The organism is Flagellimonas marina (assembly GCF_042651185.1).
GTDB lineage: Bacteria > Bacteroidota > Bacteroidia > Flavobacteriales > Flavobacteriaceae > Flagellimonas > Flagellimonas marina.
On the sequence record NZ_JBHSCL010000002.1, the window covers coordinates 170,144 to 190,205 of the forward strand.

The following is a 20,062-nucleotide window of genomic DNA, read 5'->3' on the forward strand; positions in this document are numbered from 1 at the left end:
TTATTTCCCATGAAAGCCACTCCAGAACATCATCAGCGAATTGCAAATATGACCTTTGCTTCGGTTTACCCCCATTATGTAACAAAAGTGGAAAAGAAAGGTCGTAGCAAAGCAGAATTACACCAAGTAATTACATGGTTGACGGGTTTTACCGAAAAGAACATCCAAAGTTTGATAGATGAGAACGTCACCTTTGAAGTTTTCTTTGAAAAGGCAAAACTGCATCCCAATGCCCATCTTATCAAAGGAGTGATATGCGGCTATCGCATCGAAGAAATCGATAATCCATTGACCCAACAAGTGCGTTATTTGGACAAATTGGTAGATGAATTGGCCAAAGGCCGAAAAATGGAAAAAATCTTACGGTCTTAGCCAAAACCTTTCCACTGTAACATATCCCATCTGAATCGGTCTTTGACTAAAACACCTTCCATGATCAAAAAAATCCGATTTTCACTGATAATAGCACTTGTTTTTGCTAGCTGTAATCCAAAAACCCAGCAACCCGAAGCCCAACGTTCCCAGAACACCAAACAAGCCTTGCTCATTGGCACCTTTCATTACCACAACCCCGGTGCGGATGTGGCCCAAACCAAGAGTTTTGACATTTTAAACGAAAGTGCCCAGGCCGAATTGGAACAGATTTCAGAAAAGATAAAGGCCTACCAACCAGACCAAGTTTTTGTGGAATGGCCTTATGACGAGCAACAGGAATTGGATTCGCTTTACCAACTCTATCTAAACGATACTTATTTCACCAATGACAGCCTTTCGGATTTTTACGCAAAAAATGAAATTTTCCAGTTGGCATTTCGAGTGGCCAAAAAAGTAGGGTTAAAATCGGTGCAAGCTGTGGATTATCAACATACTGATTTTCCCTTTGACAGCTTGATGACCGTCATTGAGAATTCAAAACAAGACCATTTGCAGTCGCAGATAGAAGAAACCATCACTTATTTTACGGAAGGATTCAACAGTAAAATAAAACAAGGAAGTACATTGATGGATCTTACTTATTATCTCAATTCAGAAGAGTTACGAAAAAGAAGCAATGAATTTCATACCCAAGTCCCCTTAAAAACTGGGGGCAAAGATAATTTTGTGGGAGCTCATCTTACCGCTGAATGGTACAGACGAAATCTTTTTATGTGGTCATTGGTGGAAAAAAGCATGACCAACCAAGATGAACGAATTATGCTGCTCCTTGGAGCTAGTCATATTGCCCTTATTAAGGATTTTATAGACCAAAACCCTAATTGGAATACCGTAGAACTCCAAGAAGTGATGGGCCAGTAGCCCACAAATGTTCATTTACGTTAAACAAGCATAACGATTGCGTTAAATGGAACCGCTGTTATTTCCGTATCTTTAAGGAAGTAAAAATTTGCCATGATCCTTACCGATTCCCTTTTGGATTTCTTTTTGGAAACCCGAAAACATTCCGAAACTATTTGCGAACCCTTGGAAATTGAAGACTATGTGGTACAGCCCATTGTGGATGTGAGTCCACCCAAATGGCATTTAGGACACACCACTTGGTTTTTTGAGGAATTTATCCTAAAACCGCATGCGAAGGGTTACCAAGAGTTCAATGCCGATTTCTCGTTTGTATTCAACAGTTATTATGAGACCGTAGGGAAGCGAATGGTTCGTTCAGATCGTGGAAATCTATCAAGACCTTCGGTGAAAAAGGTGTATGAATATCGAAATTATGTCACCCAGGCCATCAAGGACTTCTTTTCGGAGCCGCGGGGCAAAGAACTCCAAGATGTTTTGGAAATCGGCATACACCATGAAAAGCAACATCAAGAGCTATTGCTCACAGACATCAAATATATTTTAGGCAATAACCCACTGTTGCCTGCTTATTCCAATGCGTTTGAGGACCATCCGAAAGAGACCCACCAACAGGATTGGGTCACCGTGGAAGAAGGGGTTTATGAAATTGGACACGCAACCCATGATTTTTGCTACGACAATGAATTGGGAAGACATAAAGTCTATTTACAACCGTATGAAATATCAAACAAACTCGTCACCAATGGCGATTTTATAGAATTTATTGAGGCTGGTGGGTATCAACGTTTTGATATTTGGCATGCGGAAGGTTGGGATTGGGTGAATCAAAACCACATTTCTGCCCCACTATACTGGCACCAAATTGAAGGCCAATGGTGGCATTATACCGCAAAAGGACTTCAAAAGGTGGATTTAGAGACTCCGGTGACCCACATTTCATACTATGAGGCCTTTGCCTATGCCCAATGGAAAGGGCTTCGATTACCCACGGAATTTGAATGGGAGGCAGCACAAGCTTACTTTCCCTGGGGCAAGCGTTGGGAATGGACAGAAAGTGCTTATCTGCCCTACCCCAACTATACAAAACCCGATGGTGCCCTCGGCGAGTACAACGGTAAATTCATGGTCAGTCAAAAAGTGTTGCGCGGGGATTCGGTGGCCACATCCGCAAAGCATACGCGACCTACATACCGTAATTTTTTCCATCCGCAGCTACGCTGGCAGTTTACTGGTTTAAGGTTAGCCAAATAATCCCGACTTAACTGTTATGCCACAAAAAACCACAACCACATTTGCCACTGCATTTGAGCGTGAAGTCCATGAAGGGCTTACCGCCTTTCCAAAATATCTCTCCTCCAAATATTTTTATGACGAGGTGGGTGATAAGCTTTTTCAGGACATCATGGCCATGCCGGAATATTATCTTACCGATTGCGAGTTCAACATTCTGCAAACGAACAAAACAGCCATTGTTGACCTTTTTGCATCGGATGGAGAACCCTTTAGCCTGTTTGAATTGGGAGCAGGTGACGGTAAAAAAACCAAAGTTTTAATTCGTCATTTGGTGGAAAGAAACATCCGGTTTGATTATCGGCCCATCGACATCAGTCAGAATGCGCTAGATCAGCTGGAAACAGCATTGCACAAAGAGCTTCCCGAGGTGGACATCAACCCATTGCAAGGCACCTATTTTGATACGCTCCGCGATATTGGGGAAAGCAACGGGCGACGAAAGGTGATTTTGTTCTTGGGCTCCAACATTGGCAATCTCTTGCATCCGCAGGCGGTGGAATTTCTCAAAAATATGCGGAAGGTCATCAATAAAAACGACCTTATCTTTATGGGTTTTGATCAAAAAAAGAATCCACAAACCATTTTGGATGCCTACAACGATAAAGCGGGAATCACTGAAGCCTTCAACAAAAACATTTTGGCGCGCATCAACAAAGAAATGGGAGGCGATTTTAATCTTGACAATTTTTTGCATTGGGAGGTCTACGATCCACAGACTGGAACAGCAAAAAGTTATTTAGTGTCCAAAGTAGAACAAGTGGCCTATATAGAACGTCTGGATTTGGAAGTCCCTTTTAAACGATGGGAGACCATCCATACCGAAATTTCACAAAAATATGATGATGCCGTGGTACAATGGTTGGCCGGAGAGGCCGGGCTAGAGATAGCCACCTCTTTTTCGGACGAAGAGGAAAGCTACAAGGATTACGTTTTCACCAAATGAAACAAAAACCGCCATTGAAGTTGGGGAGCTCCAATGACGATTCTATAGGTTATACTTCCAGAACAGCGTTCTCAGTTCCAGCGTACTCGTTCCATTGAAAACGATCTGCCTCCTCATCGTTGGTATAGGAACCATCAATGATGTACCTAAACTCGTACGAATTCTCTTTTGGAAGTTCAAATGTTCCTTTGAAAGTTCCATTCTTCAACTTCTTCAAAGTGCTACCTTTTGGGTTCCAATTGTTAAAATCACCCACTACAGCAACTTTGTCAGCCTCTTCTGCAGGAACAGTGAATGTTACCTTGCAAACAGGCTTGCTTTTTAGGTATTGCTTCTTAATTGCCATGGTACTAAAAATTTAATTCCGGTACAAAGCAATACATAAAACTGCTTATTTACAATTCGTTACCTTCGATTTATCAAATTGATAAAATGCCCCTAACCTTTGGGTTACTTTTGTCAATTTACTTCTCTGTTTTTTATCAATTATCTTTTTGACAACCAACGTTTTAAAAGTGTTGTAATGACATCGATTTCTTCAACGGTATTGTAAAAATGAAAGCTTAGACGCACACCTCCCCCTCGGGGTGATGCGATTACATTTTCTTCCGTTAACTTGTTGAACAATTTCTCGTCTCCCTTTATATTGAAAATGGTACTATGTTGCTCCCGGTCCAATATGCTTTGGTCCAAAAGTCCCAGTTCTCCGAGTGCTGTTTTAGCTTTGTTGGACAGTTTTTGCAAATGCGCCTGAATATCTTCCTGACCTATTTCATCCAAAAAATTGAGCGCGAATTCAAGGCTGCCAAAGTTGAAGGAATCCAAATGACCCGGCTCCAAATACTTACAAAAGGAAATGATGTTTCGTTTGGACTGATCATTGTCCACAGAACCGTTACCAATGCCTTTCAGTTTAAATTGGTCCATAACGGCATCCTTCACCAAGTAAAATCCGTTGCCGTAACCTCCCAACAACCATTTATAGGCACTGGCCCCCATTATATCAAACCCAGATTTTTCAAAGTTGAAGGGCTCCGTACCACAGAATTGGGTACCATCACCAATGATCAATAGGTTAGGAAAGTCCTTCTTCAATTTTTTAATAAAATCAAGGTTTACTTTTACCCCATTCACCCATTGCACCACACTCAACGCCAACACATCAATATCTCCGGTTTTCACCTTTGCATGGATGTTTTCTTCCATGTGTGCATCAATATCCGCATACTCCCTCTTAAAATTTCGAGTCTCGAAGGGCCAGTTCACCGAAGGGTAATCGTTTTGGAGCAATAGGACTTTTTTATCGGCAGAGAGTCCTTCAAGCAGCAAATTCAGCCCCAAACTAAAATTGGGCACCAAAGCCACGTTCTCGGGTTTGCAATGAAAAAACTTCCCTATGGTTTTCTTGATTATGGGCATGTGGGCAAAGCTTTTGGCCTTCATCTCACTTCCCCCAATGAGAAAATCAAGGTCATGCCCTTGTCGCCATTCCATAAGGTCTTCGCTTAAAAGACCAGCAGAAGCCGTATTGGCATAAATACATTGGTTTAGAACGGGAAACTTTTTTCTTAGGTTCTGCATTGCTGAGTATTTGGATACAATTCAATTATCTTTGTTGATAAAGATAGCCATTCCATGTTGTCCTTTGGTAAAAAGAAAAAGACAGAAATAAACGTTGAACAGCACGAGCTTCTGGAGAGAGCACAAAAGCGAATAAAACAGAAGAAACGCTTGTTCTCCCATGTGGTCCTATTTTTGATCGGGAGCTTGTTTTTGCTCTTGGCCAACAAGATTTTGAAGTACGGAGAAGCGTATGATTGGTCCATTTGGGTGATTATTTTCTGGACTTTTTTATTGACCTTGCATACATTCAATGTTTTTGTAACCCATAAGTTCATGGGCAAGGATTGGGAGCGACGGCAACGAGAACGTTTGGTGGAACAACAGAAAAAGCGAATTGCTGAAATTCAAAAGGAAATTGAAACTGACTTTCCGTTGTCCAAAATCAATAAAAAAAAAGATTCGTGAAGCGACTGATCATTATAGCCGCTGCTTCGGAAAACAATGCATTGGGCAAGGACAACGACTTGGTTTGGCACCTTCCTGATGATTTTAAGCGTTTTAAAACCCTTACTTCTGGCCATAAAATAATTATGGGCCGGAAAACCCTGGAAAGCTTTCCCAAGCCATTGCCAAATAGGGAGCATATTGTCATTACCCGAGATAAAAAATACACGCCCAAATTCCAGAGTACGGTGGTACATTCCATTGAAGCTGCCATTGATTTGGTGGGTAATAATGAAACTGCCTTTATTATTGGCGGCGGTGAAATCTACAAACAGGCCATGCCTTTGGCCACCGATATGGAACTCACACGGGTACATGGTATTTTTGAAGCAGATACCTTTTTTCCCGAAATCAATCCAAATAATTGGAAGTTGCTCAAAGAGGAGCATCACCCAAAGGATGACCGACACAAGTACAGCTTCACCTATCTCACCTATACAAAAAAGTAAAGTTTAGAAATCCAGATATGCTATATGGGCATCGGAATCTTCAACCAAGTTCCTGAGCACTTCAATTCCCTTGTTGGAGTAAAAAATAGCTTTTCCCTTATGATTTGTAGCATTCAACAGATTGTTTTTTTCAAGGATTGCTTTGGTCTGCCGGGCAACGGCTTCCCCTGAATCAATTAGGGTAATGTGCGCGGGCAGAATGTCCTTCAGCAATGGAATGAGATAAGGATAATGGGTACAGCCTAGAACCAAACAATCTATGTTTTGGTCCAACATGGGCCGTAAAAAAGAGAGTAACAATCCCCGTGTCACAACAGAGTTGGTTTGCCCCGTTTCTATCAGTTCCACTAAGCCTTTGCCCTCCTGTTCAACTACGGTTATGCCTTCTGCGAAGAGTTTTGAGGTATTGTGGAACAGACTACTGGAAAGTGTCCCCTTTGTTGCCAACACCCCCACTTTTTTGGTTTTGGTGTGAAGGGCCGCAGGTTTAATTGCGGGTTCAATCCCAATAAAGGGAATGTTGTAATTGACTCGGAGATAATCAATGGCATTGGTGGTGGCGGTATTGCAGGCCACTACGATAAGTTTGCAGTTCTGTTCCAATAAAAATTCGGTGTTCTTTATGCTAAGTTGAAGGATTTCCTCTTTGGATTTTTCACCGTAGGGAGCATTGGCACTGTCCGCCAGATAGATGGTATCTTCATGGGGCAACATTTTTTTTATTTCCTTCCAGATGGAAGTGCCCCCAACTCCAGAATCGAAAATGCCAATGGGTCTGTGCATATCCAAAAATAGATACTTAAAATTTTATGGAACAAAAAAACCGCTTTCTCTTTTTGGAAAAAGCGGTCTGTATTCTTGTAAAATATTGTTCTTAGAAGCCCAATTCCTGCTTAACAGCTGGCAATAGGTCTTTTCCTTTGGCCACAATCAAGCTTAATCCTGGGCTTGCATCGATAACGTAATCGAACCCTTGGGCTGCAGCTACTTTTTCGATGGCATTTTTTGCCTTTTCAGAGATGGGTGCGAACAATTCTTGTTGCTTCTTCTGCAGTTCTTGCATGGCAGCTTGCTCTGCTTCCTGAATATTTTGTTCAAAACCTTGAAGCTCTTGGGCACGTTGCTCGTTTTCCTCATTGGTTTTAGAGGAAGCTTCATTTTGGTACTGGGTCAATTTGTTTTGAAGCTCCTTCATTGAGCTTTGTATATCCGCTCTATAGGTTTCCTGTAATTTCTTCAACTCGCCCTGCGCGGCCTTCATTTCCGGCATTTCAGACAATAACTGCTGTACATTCACGTGCGCAACCTTGCTCTGTGCATTTACAAAACCCGTAGCCGCCACAAACAATACAAGGGCCACAGCGATTCTTTTTACATTTTTCATGATTCTAAGTTACTATTTTGATGTTAAATTTAGTACTCCACTATTTACTGTTGTATGGAATCCTTTTGTTGTTCTAGCGCATTTTCACGCTCTTCCAATCTGGCTTTGCGTTTGGCCTCGCGCTCTTCCAATAATTTTTTTCTTCGTTCCTCGTAGGCTTTCTTTCGTTCTTCCCTTAGCCTTAATTGTTCTGCTCTTCTGTCTTCCACAGCTTTGGCGTTTGCCTCTTGTATGGAATCTGTTCTTTCTTGTCTGTCTCTTAGTGCGTCACTGATTTCATCCTCACCTTCTTCCTCTTCTATGAACTGCTCCAAACGGTTACGCTCTTCTTGTTTTCGATTGGATGCGCTTATTTTTCGTGTACGTCCTATCTCCCTTAATACCAAGTCACTGATATCGTGCCTTTTTTCGGAGTACAACATTACAACATCTGCCGATTTATCAAAAATAAAATCGTATCTTTTATTGCCTCCAATTTTTTGGACTTCGTTGAATACTTGGTCTTGAATGGGCTGAATCAACAGCTGTTTCTGCAGCACCAAATCACCTTTTGGTCCAAAGCGATCTTGCTGGTAGTCCAACATTTCCTTCTCCAATATCTGAATCTCCTCTTCACGCTCCGTGATCAGTTCATCAGTCAGCAGCACTTTTTCCGCCATTAGATCTTTTTTCATCTGCTCAATGACGCTTTGTTTCAACTCAATCTCCTTCTTCCACTTTTGTGCCTTAGCTTCCAACTGTTCAGTGGCATCTCTATACTCCTCTACATTTTCAAGAATATATTCCATATCCACGTACCCTATGCGTACACCCCGTTGGGAAAAGCCATAAAAAGATGTCATCAAAACAAGTAATGACAAAAGAACTTTGGTATTCATCTTATCCGCTTTTTACATAGAAAATATCGTGCCAAAATAACTAATTAATTTAAAATGAGCTATTTATAAACTACACGATTCTTATTTTCCTTTGATTAAAACTGCTGCCCGATGATGAAGTGCGTTTGCCAGCCACTTGGCCCTACTGATGCAGGTTGTGCGTCGCTATCGAAGCCGTACCCAAAATCAATTCCCAAGAGACCGAATGCCGGCATAAAAATACGTAGCCCCACTCCGGCAGATCTTTTTAATTCAAACGGATTAAACTCACTAAAATTGTTGAACGCGTTCCCTGCTTCCAAAAATGACAGTGCATAAATGGATGCTGATGGCTTCAGGGTGAGCGGATAACGCAACTCCAATGAGAATTTATTGTATATGGTTCCTCCATCCCTTTCAGCGTTTCCGGTAATCGGGTTGGTACTGAACGGCGTTAGCGAACTGTTTTCATATCCCCTTAGCTGAATCACATCCCTACCATCCAAGGTAAAGTTTCCAAGACCATCACCTCCCACGAAGAAACGCTCAAAGGGAACATTACCAATATCATTGTTATAGGCACCAAGGAAACCAAACTCTGCGTTGGTTCGCAGCACCAATTTGTCCACCAAATTTGTATACCAATCTCCCTTAAACTTGACTTTATAAAACTCCAATAACTTAAAACGCTCTTCTTCAAATTGTTCCAAATTATCGCTCAACCGCGCAAACTCCAACTGTTCATCAATGTCTGTAGGGTTGGGCCCAATTTCCAAAAGTCTTTCGGTAGTTGTTCTAATATCTTCCTTAAGTTGCTTGTAATCCTTTGAACTAAATAGGGAATACGGTGGGGTAAACTTAGCTGTAATCTCGAAGTTTGACCCGGACATGGGAAATATTCTATTCGGGCCTTGGGAACTCCTTGATATACCAAAGGTATAGCTCAACGAATTGGAGCTACCGTTACCAAAATTGAACAATCCATTGTTAAAATCATTAAAATCATATAACTGGTAGCTCAACGAGTGGGATACCGTAAAAAAGTCATCTGGCCAGGTCACCCGTTTCGCCAGACCAGCGGAAACCCCGGTAATGGAGAACCCTCTACTCTTATCCACATCAATCCTTCCTCTGCTGGTAAAATCAGTGGCAAACTGTTGGGTCCTGGACAACGACAGATTGAAACGCACCGGTTTTTTACCCCCCAACCATGGTTCGGCAAAATTAAGACTGTACACGCGGAAGGTTCTACTGGCCTGCAAACGTAAGGCAAACGTTTGACCATCACCCATGGGCACCGGTTTGTACGCCTCGCCATTAAAAATATTTTTTAAGGAGAAATTACTGAACGAAAGTCCCAATGTTCCTATGAAGCCACCGCCACCAAATCCACCTTGTAGTTCTATTTGACTGGAACCTGCTTCCACCAAGCTATAATTAACATCCACAGTTCCTTCATTGGGGTTTGGGTTTTGGATATCTGGTTTTATCTGCTCAGCATCAAAGAACCCTAACTGTCCCAATTCACGGATACTCCTTACCAAATCATCCTTGCTATATTTTTGACCTGGTCTTGTACGCAACTCCCTAAAAATTACATGGTCATTGGTCTTGTCGTTTCCGGTAACGGTTACGTGGTCCAAGAAAGTCTCTTTTCCTTCTATGATCCGAATTTCAAAATCGATGGTATCGTTTACGGCAGATACTTCTACCGGGTTGATACTGGAAAATAGATAACCATTGTTTTGGTAAAGGTTGGTCAAATCATTGGCATCTGGTTTAGAATCATCGGCTATCCGTTCCTTGAGCAACACCCCGTTATAGGTTTGTCCTTTTCTAATCCCTAGAACCTGGCTCAATTGTCGATCTGTATAAACCGTATTCCCCACAAAATTGATGTCCCCGAAGTAGTATTTGTCCCCTTCTTCGACCTTAATCTTTAGGTCGATGTTCTTTTCATTAACCTTGATAAAGGTATCAGAAAGCACCCTTGCATCCCTATATCCTCTCTCGGCATAGGTGTCCACCAAATTGGAAAGGTCTTCCTCATAATCTTCCTGAATGTATTTGGATTTCTTCCAAAAACGATAGAATTTCTTCTTTTTGGTATTCTTTAATGATTTTCTGAGACGCTTGTTGGAGAGTTTTTCGTTACCCTCAAAAGTGATGCTCCTGATTTTTACCTTATCGCCTTTGTTGACATTGATCACCATGTTCTCGGTATTGGTGGCCGAGGTATCCGGTGCAGTGGCAATATTTACTTTGGCATTGAGATATCCTTGTTTTTTATATTTGTTTTGAAGGTAGTTTTTGGTGTTGGCGATTAAACTTTCAGTAATTTTCTTTCCTTTTTTAAGGTCGGTATCGTTGATGATATCCTCTACCTTACGTTTTTTAACGCCATATACGGTTACATTGGCCAAGGTAGGACGTTCGGTGATGTTCAATTCCAAGAAAATCTTGTCATCCTCAATATCGGTGTAGTACATCTCCACATTGCTGAACAACTCTAAGCTCCACAACTTTTTGATCACTGCACTGATCTCGTCCCCGGGAACCGTAATAGGTTGTCCTACACGCAGACCCGTATAGGTCTTGACCGTCTGCTCATTATAGCTTTGAAGACCGGTGACCGTGAGCCCTCCCAAAATATATTGCTTTCCGTCCTCAAAGGGGATGTCCTGAGCAAAGCCCTGTGCGGAGAAAAGTAATAAGGGGAGAAGTAATTTCAGGTATGGTGTTATGCAGTTTTTTATACCTTTAATTGAGTTGTTCGCTAGTTTTTCCAAATCGTCGTTCTCTATTTTGGTAACTTAATATTGCCTCTACCAAATGATGCTCTCTAAAATCAGGCCAAAATACATCAATAAAATATAATTCGGCATATGCAATCTGCCACAATAAAAAATTGCTTATCCTATGTTCACCGCTGGTGCGGATAAGCAAGTCTACATCTGGCAAAAAATGCGTGTAAAGATGTGTATTTATAACGGCTTCATCAATATTTTCCGGTGAAATTATATTATTTTTAACTTTGGCACTTATCTCTTTTACAGCGCTTTTTATCTCATCCCTAGAGCCATAGCTAAGGGCCAGCGTAAGGATCATTCCTGTGTTTTCTGATGTTTTTGATATGACTTCGGAAAGTTCTTTTTGGGCCTTTTGGGGCAAAGAGTCAATCTTGCCAATGGCTTTTAGTTTGATGTTGTTCTTGTTGAGGGTTTCCAATTCCTTGCGCAATGAGGCCACTAAAAGCTTCATCAAGGTCTGCACTTCCACTTTGGGACGGTTCCAGTTTTCTGTGGAAAAAGCGTAGAGAGTTAGGCACTCTATTTGCAGTTTGGCACAGTTTTCAACCGTGTTTCTCACTGCTTCCACTCCATTTTCATGCCCAAAGACACGAAGTTTACCGCGTTGTTTGGCCCATCTCCCATTTCCATCCATAATGATGGCAATGTGTTTTGGCAATCTCTCTTTGTTGACCTCGTCTAGCGTATGCATTTTATTGAAAACAATCCTGGCAGGGCTTTCTTCCAAAGGTGTACGTGAGTGTAAAACCCGTGAAAACATACCAGTCATCGCTCAATATATTGCCGAATCTAAATTGCTCAAAATTGGAACCTTCGGGGTTACTTGCGTCCAAATTGTCCGTAAACGTATACCGGGCTCCAATTTCGGCGCCAAGAATCAGGAATTGATTTAACCGATACTTTGCCCCAACCGTCATTGGAATTGCAAAACTACCTTCTTTTTGGTTAATATCCTGCACTTGAAGGGCATCAAAATACATAAAATCATACCTGAAATAAGTAAAACCCGTGTAAAGATAGGGTGTAAAGGCCGGTCCGAGCTTATGAAGATTGTACTCAACAAAGTTAAATTCCAACCCTAAGGAAGCTTCCAAAATGGAATTGTCCACAATATAACCGCGTTGTTGGCGGGATTGCATGTGCGATTTTGTATCATCTGCGGTAACATCACCATATAAAACACTGGCACGCCAAGCGTACCTTTTGCTTTTGTTCCATTTAAAAATACCGCCAAATGCAGGCCCGGACGGCAAGATATGATTGGTCCTTCCCACATCCCCTATCATGTTGGCCCCACCCGCAAAGACTCCAATTTCATAGGTCTGCGCACTGACCTTGAACATACAGCACAAAAAAATAGCCAAAACTATTCGCATACTATCCAAAAAATTTCACGTATTAAGAGTAAAGGAAGGTCAATAAGTATACTGTTATGATGGTTCTCCTTTGTTAAACAGTTTTTAGTCCCATTTATTGTTTTTGACATGTTCAATTCCTGCGATCTTCCCCCCAAAGCAATTTGTTGCGAAGTGTTTTCCAAAAACTTTCTGATTTGTACTCTATCATTTTGATGGTAAAATTGGACTTTTTTATCTTGATTTCCTTGCCATTAGGTATATCTGCAATCCTGGAATCCAAAGAGACCAAATGGGTCTGTTCCCTTCCGGAAACCCGTAACCGTATTTCGGTATCGTCGGAAATGACCAGAGGCCGGGCATTTAAATTATGTGGCGCAATGGGGGTTAGAACCAACGCTTTTGCCGATGGAGCGATCACCGGACCGTTACAGCTCAATGAATATCCTGTGGAGCCTGTTGGGGTTGAGACAATAAGACCATCAGACCAATACGATGTAAGGTATTCATCGTTCAAATACGTTTCCACTGTGATCATGGAGGTGGTGTCCTTACGACTGACCGTAACCTCGTTCAACGCAAAATTAAGTCCATTGAATTCATCCAAATCCGAATTGAGCTCCACCTCAACCAAGGTCCGTTCTTCAACCGAATAGTGCCCGGCCACAAACTCGGTGACCAGTTTACGAACGCTTTCTTTTTTAAAAGTCGACAAAAACCCCAGTCGGCCCGTATTTACACCAACAATGGGAATTCCATAGTCCTTTATATAGGTTACCGCACGCAACATGGTACCGTCACCTCCAAAACTCACGAACATATCAAAGGTGGAATCCAATCCTTTGAATTGGGAAAACGTACCTCTAAAAAGTTCTTTGGAAAAACCGGAAACCAGTTGAAGAAATTTTTCTTCGATATACACCTCTGAGCTTATCTTTTGGAGTTCATCCAAAAGTTCCAGCATACAGGTTCTGTCCTCGTCCTGAAAAGTTTGACCGTAAATAGCAACCTTCATGTTACACGTTAAGGTATTTTTCCAAATAATCTGACCGCTGTTTTAAATCTTCCAAAAACTGGTCGTCACTATTTCCAAAGACAATGGTGTAGTTGTATCGTCTAAAGGTCTGGGCCACCTCATTTAAGTTTTGGCCGCCGATTTTTAGGGTAATCTCAACAATGTCATTCTCCGAATTGGTTATAAAAGCTCCCAATAAACGGGCGTTGTTGCTTTCCACGATTTGGGCAATTTCACTGAAAGAATAATCTTTTATTCCAACCGAAACTACAAGAATGCCGCCCGGTTCCTTAAAAAAAGGAGTGTCTATGAACACGCTCACGATATCCTCTAAATCATAGTAACCCGTAATTATCTGGTTCTGGTCCAAAATGGGCAAGATATTAGCCTCATTTCGGGAGAACATTTCAAGCACGTCCAACCAAGAGGTTTCCTTGGTCACAAAAAAGTTTTCCAACTCATACCTGAATTCCTCAATCTTCTTGTCGGGTTCAAAGCAGGCCAAGTCATTTTCGGACAATAATCCCAAATAGGTGCCATTTTCTGTAATGGCCACATGGGAATAGGTGGTCTCCTCAAAAAATTGAATGGCGTCCTTCAAAGTTTCCGAAACCTCATAAATGGGAACGGTAGTTATAATTTGGTTCTGAATCTGCATAGAATCTCTATTAGGTGCAAAATACTAATTTTAAATCGCAAAAGGCATGCCTAATTCTTATTTTTGCCAATCTAAAAAAGAACTCCATGACAAAGTTAAGTGTCAACATAAATAAACTGGCAACTTTACGAAATTCAAGGGGCGGCAACGTTCCCAATCTTATAACTTCGGCCCAAGACATTGAGTCTTTTGGGGCACAGGGCATTACCATTCATCCAAGGCCGGATGAACGCCACATTCGTTACCAAGATGCCCGTGATTTGAAAAAAGTGGTCACCACCGAATTCAATATTGAAGGCAATCCCATCCCCAATTTTATTGATTTGGTGCTGGAAGTTAAGCCCACACAGGTGACCTTGGTACCCGATGCCGAGGACGCCATCACCTCAAATGCTGGTTGGGACACCATCAAACACAAGGATTTTTTAGTAGATGTGATAAAAACCTTCAAAGCGAGTGGCATTCGCACTTCCATTTTTGTGGACCCCAATGTTGATATGGTAAAGGGTGCTGCCGAAACGGGCACAGATCGCATTGAACTTTACACAGAAAGTTTTGCCCACTTGTACGACCAAGGTAAAAAAGAAGAAAGTATTCTGCCTTTTATCGATGCTGCCAAGATGGCGCATGAGTTGGGCTTGGGCATTAATGCAGGACACGACCTCAGTTTGGACAACATTAAGTTTTTCAAAGAAAACATTCCCCATTTGTTGGAAGTTTCCATAGGTCATGCCCTCATCTGCGAATCCATTTACTTGGGGATAGAAAACGTCGTCAACATGTACTTGAACAAATTGAAATAATGGAGGTTTTACATTCGAAAATAGAGGGAGAAGGAAAGCCATTTATCATCTTACATGGTTTTTTGGGCATGTCGGACAATTGGAAGACTTTGGGAACCCAATATGCAGAGAATGGGTTTGAAGTGCATCTGGTAGACCAACGTAACCACGGTAAAAGTTTTCATTCCGATGATTTTAATTATGACCTATTAAGTGATGATGTCATCAATTATATGGACCATCACAACATAGATTCCGCATTTGTATTGGGCCATTCCATGGGCGGAAAAACAGCTATGCAATTGGCCACTTCGCATCCAGACAGGGTCACCAAATTAATCGTGGCTGATATTGCCCCAAAATATTACCCGCCGCACCATGAATTCATATTCAATGGCCTTGCCCATTTGGATTTTGACATGATATCAGACCGCAGGGAGGCTGATGAAGAACTGGCAAAACACATAAAAGATAGAGGGGTTCGTCAATTTTTGCTCAAAAACCTGTATTGGGTTGAAAAAGAAAAACTGGGATTCCGCTTCAATTATAAGGTACTCAAAGAGCGAATGGAGGAGATTGGCGAAAACATTTTTCCCAATGCGGTTTATGAGGGTCCTGCCCTATTCGTTCGTGGTGACCGTTCCGAATATATACAGTCCAATGACTTTCCTGAAATCAAACGGCATTTCCCTAAAGCCCAAATTGAAACCATTGATAAAGCTGGACATTGGCTACATGCAGAAAACCCCAAACAGTTTTTTAAAAAGACCTTCACCTTTCTAAATTCATAAAATTTACCCCATTTTATTATGCATGCATAATTTTTTTGCCTATTTTATTGTCTGAATAACAAATTTGACCTAGTTTTGGTTAACCCCGTTTTAACCATAAGTTTAACATAAACTAACTCAAATAGATTTTGGATATGAAAAAGTTGTATGCCTTACTTCCCTTTTTAGGCCTATTCTTGATTGCATGTGAAGAAGATACTACCCCCATTGACAACACACCAGACCCTGTAGAATACACTGCTGGAACAGCGGATTTTTCAAATTACGTTGCCGTAGGGAACTCCCTTACGGCCGGTTTTTCGGACAACGCGCTTTTTAGAGCGGGCCAAGAAGCCTCTTTTCCCAACATGCTTGCGGCCAATTTTGCCCTAGTGGGAGGAGGTTCTTTTGAAATTCCCTATATGGCGGACAACCTAGGAGGTGCCACTATTGGTGGCGAAACAGATGCCAATATGGACGGCTCGCCAGATATCGGCAACCGACTGATTTTGACCTTTGCAGCAAGCGGTCCGGCGCCTACCCCAGTTTCTGGGCAGGGAAGCACTGAGATAACCAATAAACTTTCTGGGTCCTTCAACAATATGGGAGTTCCCGGTTCTAAAAGTTATGAGCTTCTTGCGCCTGGTTACGGTAGCTTGGCCGGCTTGGCCGTTGGTGCCGCAAACCCCTATTTTGTACGATTTTCATCAGGGGAAAGTGCAACGGTAGTTGGAGATGCGGTGGCTCAAAATCCATCGTTTTTCACCCTATGGACCGGAGCAAACGATGTACTTCTTTATACCACTGGAGGCGGTACTGGGATGGACCAAACTGGAAACTTAGACCCCAGCACCTATTCCCGAAACGATTTAACCGACCCCAATGTTTTTGCAGGCACATTGGATGCCATCCTTCAAGCCATGACGGCCAATGGTGCAGATGGTGTTATCGCCAATTTGCCCAATGTAACGGATATTCCCTATTTCACCACGGTACCGCATAATCCTGTTCCTTTGGATGGCGCTACAGCTGAATTACTTAATGGTGCTTATGGCGCCTATAATGCAGGGTTGGCCCAATTACAAGGACTGGGTGCCATTACAGAAGATGAATTGGCTCAACGAACCATCAGCTTTTCTGCAGGTGAAGGAAATGCTGTGGTCATCATTGATGAAGACCTTACGGATTTAACAGGGTTCAATCCCGCTTTAATCAATATGCGGCAAGCAACTGAAGAAGATTTAATGGTATTGACCTCAAGAACGTTTATCGGTACTTTGGCCAATCCAGCCGACCCTACTTCGATCAATGGCGTTGCCATCCCACTTGCAGACCAATGGGTGTTGACTCCCGCAGAGCAAGAACTTGTAGAAAACGCGTTGGCCGCCTATAACCAGACCATTGCAGCTTTGGCTACCGCTTACGATTTGGCCTTTGTTGACGCCAATGCCCTATTGACTGAATTAAGAACCAGTGGTTTTCAACAATCAGATGGAAGTATTGTCACTGCAACCTTTGCAACAGGAGGCGGATTCTCTCTTGATGGGGTCCACCCTTCTCCAAGAGGTTATGCCATTCTTGCCAATGCTTTCATAGAAGCCATTAATGCTAAATACGGTTCCAATTTGCCCGGGGTAAACCCCTTGGATTATACGGGACTATACATTAACTAAACAACGTTTTATTTCATTATCTTGAAGGCACCGTTTAATCGGTGCCTTTTTTGATTCAAACAACCTTAAAACATAAATTCATGAAACTGATTTTGAGACTTTTATTGAACGCTTTAGCCGTAGTTATCCTTTCCTATATTCTGCCCGGTGTAGGAGTGGATTCCATGCTCACTGCTATCATCGTGGCGGTGGTCTTGAGCATTCTTAACTTTATCGTGAAACCCATCTTGGTTATTTTAACACTGCCAATCACCATTGTCACACTTGGACTCTTTCTACTGATTATCAATGCAATAATAATTCTCATTGCCGCCAACGTTATTGATGGCTTTCAAGTGGTGAATATTTGGTGGGCCCTAATTTTTAGTCTTTTGCTCTCCTTTTTACAGTCTGTCTTACACTCCATTCTCAAGGAAGATGTATAGAATGGACTTTTGTTTGACATTCAACGCTTTAAAAAGTTGCTGCCAAACCAAAAATGCATTACTTTTGCCACCCATTTTTGAATAGCAAATTAGGTAGGAGATGAACATTACTAAAGAGCAGATTGACGATCTTAATGCAGTTGTAAAAGTCGCCATCAGTAAAGAGGATTATCAAGACAAAGTAGAAAAAATCCTGAAAGACTACAGAAAACAGGCCAATATCCCTGGATTTCGGAAAGGACAGGTTCCTATGGGACTTATAAAAAAGCAGTACGGAAAGGCTGTATTGGTAGATGAGGTGAACAAGCTGTTGCAGGACAATCTCAACAAATACCTTACTGAGGAAAAATTGGATGTCTTGGGCAATCCACTTCCCAAACAGCAAGAGAATTTTGATTGGGACAACGATAATCTCGATTTTGAGTTTGAATTGGGATTGGCTCCAAACTTCGATGTTAACTTGAAGACTAAAAAAGCTGTTACCCAATATAAAATTGTAGCCGACAAAAAGATGATTGACGAACAAGTGGAACGTATTCAAAAACAGTACGGGAAACTTGTTTCAAAAGATGAAGTGGGCAAAAAAGATGAGGTTACTGGCTTCTTTGCCAATGAAGAAGAAGATATTGATCACAAGACCACCATTGAAATCAACAATATTAAAAGCAAAAAGGCTGTTGATGCCCTTGTTGGGAAAAAAGTAGGCGATTCGGTAACACTTTCCACAAAAAGTCTATTTAAAGAGGACTACTTATTGTCCAGCGCATTGGGTATTGCCCGTGATAAGACGGACAAATTGAACATAGATGTGACCTTCACCATTGAGGAAATCAATGAAAGGGAACCTGCCAAACTAGATCAAGAATTGTTCGATAAGCTTTTTGGGGAAGGCAAGGTAACTTCGGAAAAAGAGTTGAAGGAAAGAATTAAGGAAGATTCTGAAAAACAGTTTGAGCAGCAATCCGACCAGAAATTGCTAAATGACATCACTGAAAAACTCATTGATGACACCAAATTTGAGCTTCCTGCCGAATTTTTAAAAAAATGGATTCAGATCAGTGGCGAGAATGTGCTTTCTGAGGATGAGGCCAAAGAAGAATACGAAAAATCCGAAAAAGGACTTCGTTACCAACTTATTGAGGGTAAGATTATCCAAGAGAACAACCTTCAAGTACAATTTGATGAATTGAAGGAGTTTGCCAAAGGTTTCATTAAGTCCCAAATGGCCCAATACGGTCACATGGACCCGAAGGAAGAGGAATTGGAGAGCATTGCCGGGCGAGTTTTGGGCAATCAAGATGAGGTAAAACGCCTCTCAGAACAATTAATGAGCCAAAAACTGTTGGATTTGTACAAAGAGAAAGCCAATCTCAAGGTAAAAGAGGTCACTTATGACGACTTTGTCAAAGAGGCATACAGCTAACCTTGGGCTAAAAGAAATATTAAGTATCTTTACGGTGCCGAAAAGCTAATTTTTCGGCACCTTTTTTTTAAGAAAAATTGAAAGAAATCCTATGGATTACGGAAAAGAATTCAAAAAATACGCTACACAGCACCACGGTATAAACAGCATGTACTATGATCAGATCATGAGTACCATGTACCCCATGAACATGACGCCCAACATTATTGAGGAACGTCAGTTGAATGCCATAGCCATGGATGTATTCTCTAGATTAATGATGGACCGCATCATTTTTTTGGGAACAGGCATCAATGATCAAGTAGCCAATATTGTGCAGGCACAATTGCTTTTCTTGGAAAGTTCAGATGCTTCAAAAGATATCCAAATCTATATCAACTCCCCAGGGGGTAGTGTCTACGCCGGGTTAGGTATTTATGACACCATGCAGTTCATAAAGCCAGATGTAGCAACCATTTGTACCGGTATCGCCGCATCCATGGCCGCTGTATTGCTATGTGCGGGGCATGAAGGGAAACGAAGTGGGTTGACACATTCAAGAGTGATGATCCACCAACCTCTTTCCGGAGCACAAGGTCAGGCCAGCGATATTGAAATTGCGGCCAAAGAGGTACTTAAGATAAAAGAGGAGTTATATCAGATCATATCCAAACATTCCGGTCAGTCTTACGACAAAGTATATGAGGACAGTGACCGAGACTACTGGATGAAGGCGGAAGAAGCTAAAAAATATGGTATGATCGACGAAATTTTGGTTCGGGAAAAATCGTAAAGAAGTATAATTAATTTCATATCAACTACTTGAATTAGAACAAATTCATTTTTTTTGCGTTATTAGTGGTTGAAACATGAGCTAGAG

At 41.7% G+C, this 20,062-nt stretch carries 22 protein-coding genes; 12 read left to right on the top strand and 10 right to left on the bottom strand.

Going from position 1 to position 20,062, the window contains the following annotated elements:
• Window positions 1–9 precede the first annotated feature (9 nt).
• The 4 genes from ACFOWS_RS00945 (at window position 10) to ACFOWS_RS00960 (ending at window position 3,535) form a co-directional block, all read left to right on the top strand.
• Entirely contained in the window at window positions 10–372 is a 363-nt protein-coding gene (locus ACFOWS_RS00945; protein ID WP_379762057.1) for a DUF2200 domain-containing protein, read from the top strand.
• A 60-nt stretch (window positions 373–432) separates the two neighbouring features.
• Window positions 433–1,296, top strand: a complete 864-nt coding sequence (locus ACFOWS_RS00950) for a DUF5694 domain-containing protein (RefSeq protein WP_379762058.1) — start codon at window positions 433–435, stop codon at window positions 1,294–1,296.
• A 93-nt stretch (window positions 1,297–1,389) separates the two neighbouring features.
• Complete coding sequence (gene egtB / locus ACFOWS_RS00955) at window positions 1,390–2,550, top strand: ergothioneine biosynthesis protein EgtB (protein WP_379762059.1); 1,161 nt, start codon at window positions 1,390–1,392, stop codon at window positions 2,548–2,550.
• Window positions 2,551–2,566: 16 nt separating this feature from the next.
• Window positions 2,567–3,535, top strand: a complete 969-nt coding sequence (locus tag ACFOWS_RS00960; protein ID WP_379762060.1) for an L-histidine N(alpha)-methyltransferase — start codon at window positions 2,567–2,569, stop codon at window positions 3,533–3,535.
• A gap of 49 nt (window positions 3,536–3,584) precedes the next feature.
• Here the strand turns inward: ACFOWS_RS00960 and ACFOWS_RS00965 are convergent, their stop codons facing one another.
• Window positions 3,585–3,881, bottom strand: a complete 297-nt coding sequence (locus ACFOWS_RS00965; RefSeq protein WP_366584850.1) for an isoamylase early set domain-containing protein — start codon at window positions 3,879–3,881, stop codon at window positions 3,585–3,587.
• 140 nt (window positions 3,882–4,021) lie between these two features.
• Window positions 4,022–5,116 carry an aminotransferase class V-fold PLP-dependent enzyme gene (locus ACFOWS_RS00970; protein ID WP_379762061.1) on the bottom strand — a complete coding sequence of 365 codons (1,095 nt, stop codon included), beginning with the start codon at window positions 5,114–5,116 and terminating at the stop codon, window positions 4,022–4,024.
• A 54-nt stretch (window positions 5,117–5,170) separates the two neighbouring features.
• On the opposite strand from ACFOWS_RS00970, the gene ACFOWS_RS00975 reads away from it, so the two are divergent.
• On the top strand, window positions 5,171–5,563 hold the full coding sequence (locus ACFOWS_RS00975; protein ID WP_366584854.1) for a 2TM domain-containing protein: 393 nt from the start codon (window positions 5,171–5,173) through the stop codon (window positions 5,561–5,563).
• Window positions 5,560–6,051 carry a dihydrofolate reductase gene (locus ACFOWS_RS00980; protein ID WP_379762062.1) on the top strand — a complete coding sequence of 164 codons (492 nt, stop codon included), beginning with the start codon at window positions 5,560–5,562 and terminating at the stop codon, window positions 6,049–6,051. The genes ACFOWS_RS00975 and ACFOWS_RS00980 overlap by 4 nt, the downstream gene beginning before the upstream one ends.
• Window positions 6,052–6,054: 3 nt before the next feature.
• Here the strand turns inward: ACFOWS_RS00980 and murI are convergent, their stop codons facing one another.
• From murI to ACFOWS_RS01020, 8 genes are all read right to left on the bottom strand, one after another.
• On the bottom strand, window positions 6,055–6,834 hold the full coding sequence (gene murI / locus ACFOWS_RS00985; RefSeq protein ID WP_379762063.1) for a glutamate racemase: 780 nt from the start codon (window positions 6,832–6,834) through the stop codon (window positions 6,055–6,057).
• 91 nt (window positions 6,835–6,925) lie between these two features.
• Complete coding sequence (locus ACFOWS_RS00990) at window positions 6,926–7,435, bottom strand: OmpH family outer membrane protein (protein ID WP_379762064.1); 510 nt, start codon at window positions 7,433–7,435, stop codon at window positions 6,926–6,928.
• 44 nt (window positions 7,436–7,479) lie between these two features.
• Window positions 7,480–8,313 (bottom strand): OmpH family outer membrane protein, encoded by an 834-nt coding sequence (locus ACFOWS_RS00995; protein ID WP_379762065.1) that lies wholly within the window; start codon window positions 8,311–8,313, stop codon window positions 7,480–7,482.
• 95 nt (window positions 8,314–8,408) lie between these two features.
• Window positions 8,409–11,081, bottom strand: a complete 2,673-nt coding sequence (gene bamA, locus ACFOWS_RS01000; RefSeq protein WP_379762066.1) for an outer membrane protein assembly factor BamA — start codon at window positions 11,079–11,081, stop codon at window positions 8,409–8,411.
• Window positions 11,053–11,793, bottom strand: a complete 741-nt coding sequence (locus ACFOWS_RS01005) for an isoprenyl transferase (RefSeq protein ID WP_366584866.1) — start codon at window positions 11,791–11,793, stop codon at window positions 11,053–11,055. The genes bamA and ACFOWS_RS01005 overlap by 29 nt, the downstream gene beginning before the upstream one ends.
• Before the next feature lies 1 nt (window position 11,794).
• The gene (porG, locus tag ACFOWS_RS01010; protein ID WP_379762067.1) at window positions 11,795–12,478 is read right to left on the bottom strand and encodes a type IX secretion system protein PorG; all 684 of its coding nucleotides are present in this window, start codon (window positions 12,476–12,478) and stop codon (window positions 11,795–11,797) included.
• Between the two features lie 112 nt (window positions 12,479–12,590).
• Window positions 12,591–13,472, bottom strand: coding sequence for an NAD kinase (locus ACFOWS_RS01015; protein WP_379762068.1), 882 nt, complete (start codon window positions 13,470–13,472; stop codon window positions 12,591–12,593).
• 1 nt (window position 13,473) lies between these two features.
• The gene (locus ACFOWS_RS01020) at window positions 13,474–14,130 is read right to left on the bottom strand and encodes a CBS domain-containing protein (RefSeq protein WP_379762070.1); all 657 of its coding nucleotides are present in this window, start codon (window positions 14,128–14,130) and stop codon (window positions 13,474–13,476) included.
• 86 nt (window positions 14,131–14,216) lie between these two features.
• On the opposite strand from ACFOWS_RS01020, the gene ACFOWS_RS01025 reads away from it, so the two are divergent.
• From ACFOWS_RS01025 to clpP, 6 genes are all read left to right on the top strand, one after another.
• Window positions 14,217–14,933, top strand: a complete 717-nt coding sequence (locus ACFOWS_RS01025; RefSeq protein ID WP_379762071.1) for a pyridoxine 5'-phosphate synthase — start codon at window positions 14,217–14,219, stop codon at window positions 14,931–14,933.
• A complete protein-coding gene (locus ACFOWS_RS01030) occupies window positions 14,933–15,703 on the top strand; it encodes an alpha/beta fold hydrolase (protein ID WP_379762073.1) in 771 nt (256 codons plus the stop codon). Before ACFOWS_RS01025 ends, ACFOWS_RS01030 begins: the two co-directional genes overlap by 1 nt.
• Window positions 15,704–15,837: 134 nt before the next feature.
• The gene (locus ACFOWS_RS01035) at window positions 15,838–17,355 is read left to right on the top strand and encodes a G-D-S-L family lipolytic protein (protein WP_379762075.1); all 1,518 of its coding nucleotides are present in this window, start codon (window positions 15,838–15,840) and stop codon (window positions 17,353–17,355) included.
• Between the two features lie 80 nt (window positions 17,356–17,435).
• The gene (locus ACFOWS_RS01040) at window positions 17,436–17,780 is read left to right on the top strand and encodes a phage holin family protein (protein WP_379762076.1); all 345 of its coding nucleotides are present in this window, start codon (window positions 17,436–17,438) and stop codon (window positions 17,778–17,780) included.
• 100 nt (window positions 17,781–17,880) lie between these two features.
• Window positions 17,881–19,203, top strand: coding sequence for a trigger factor (gene tig / locus ACFOWS_RS01045; RefSeq protein ID WP_379762077.1), 1,323 nt, complete (start codon window positions 17,881–17,883; stop codon window positions 19,201–19,203).
• A gap of 91 nt (window positions 19,204–19,294) precedes the next feature.
• Window positions 19,295–19,975 (top strand): ATP-dependent Clp endopeptidase proteolytic subunit ClpP, encoded by a 681-nt coding sequence (gene clpP / locus ACFOWS_RS01050; RefSeq protein ID WP_379762078.1) that lies wholly within the window; start codon window positions 19,295–19,297, stop codon window positions 19,973–19,975.
• Window positions 19,976–20,062: the final 87 nt, after the last annotated feature.

Bases quoted from the DNA above. Each gene is read 5' to 3' on its own strand.
- ACFOWS_RS00945 (WP_379762057.1), top strand. From the start codon at position 10: ATGAAAGCCACTCCAGAACATCATCAGCGAATTGCAAATATGACCTTT.
- ACFOWS_RS01035 (WP_379762075.1), top strand. From the start codon at position 15,838: ATGAAAAAGTTGTATGCCTTACTTCCCTTTTTAGGCCTATTCTTGATT.
- ACFOWS_RS00950 (WP_379762058.1), top strand. From the start codon at position 433: ATGATCAAAAAAATCCGATTTTCACTGATAATAGCACTTGTTTTTGCT.
- clpP (WP_379762078.1), top strand. From the start codon at position 19,295: ATGGATTACGGAAAAGAATTCAAAAAATACGCTACACAGCACCACGGT.
- ACFOWS_RS00975 (WP_366584854.1), top strand. From the start codon at position 5,171: ATGTTGTCCTTTGGTAAAAAGAAAAAGACAGAAATAAACGTTGAACAG.
- murI (WP_379762063.1), bottom strand. From the start codon at position 6,834: ATGCACAGACCCATTGGCATTTTCGATTCTGGAGTTGGGGGCACTTCC.
- ACFOWS_RS00965 (WP_366584850.1), bottom strand. From the start codon at position 3,881: ATGGCAATTAAGAAGCAATACCTAAAAAGCAAGCCTGTTTGCAAGGTA.
- ACFOWS_RS01025 (WP_379762071.1), top strand. From the start codon at position 14,217: ATGACAAAGTTAAGTGTCAACATAAATAAACTGGCAACTTTACGAAAT.
- ACFOWS_RS00995 (WP_379762065.1), bottom strand. From the start codon at position 8,313: ATGAATACCAAAGTTCTTTTGTCATTACTTGTTTTGATGACATCTTTT.
- ACFOWS_RS00970 (WP_379762061.1), bottom strand. From the start codon at position 5,116: ATGCAGAACCTAAGAAAAAAGTTTCCCGTTCTAAACCAATGTATTTAT.
- ACFOWS_RS01020 (WP_379762070.1), bottom strand. From the start codon at position 14,130: ATGCAGATTCAGAACCAAATTATAACTACCGTTCCCATTTATGAGGTT.
- ACFOWS_RS01040 (WP_379762076.1), top strand. From the start codon at position 17,436: ATGAAACTGATTTTGAGACTTTTATTGAACGCTTTAGCCGTAGTTATC.
- ACFOWS_RS01030 (WP_379762073.1), top strand. From the start codon at position 14,933: ATGGAGGTTTTACATTCGAAAATAGAGGGAGAAGGAAAGCCATTTATC.
- ACFOWS_RS01005 (WP_366584866.1), bottom strand. From the start codon at position 11,793: ATGCATACGCTAGACGAGGTCAACAAAGAGAGATTGCCAAAACACATT.
- ACFOWS_RS00990 (WP_379762064.1), bottom strand. From the start codon at position 7,435: ATGAAAAATGTAAAAAGAATCGCTGTGGCCCTTGTATTGTTTGTGGCG.
- ACFOWS_RS01015 (WP_379762068.1), bottom strand. From the start codon at position 13,472: ATGAAGGTTGCTATTTACGGTCAAACTTTTCAGGACGAGGACAGAACC.
- porG (WP_379762067.1), bottom strand. From the start codon at position 12,478: ATGCGAATAGTTTTGGCTATTTTTTTGTGCTGTATGTTCAAGGTCAGT.
- tig (WP_379762077.1), top strand. From the start codon at position 17,881: ATGAACATTACTAAAGAGCAGATTGACGATCTTAATGCAGTTGTAAAA.
- ACFOWS_RS00960 (WP_379762060.1), top strand. From the start codon at position 2,567: ATGCCACAAAAAACCACAACCACATTTGCCACTGCATTTGAGCGTGAA.
- egtB (WP_379762059.1), top strand. From the start codon at position 1,390: ATGATCCTTACCGATTCCCTTTTGGATTTCTTTTTGGAAACCCGAAAA.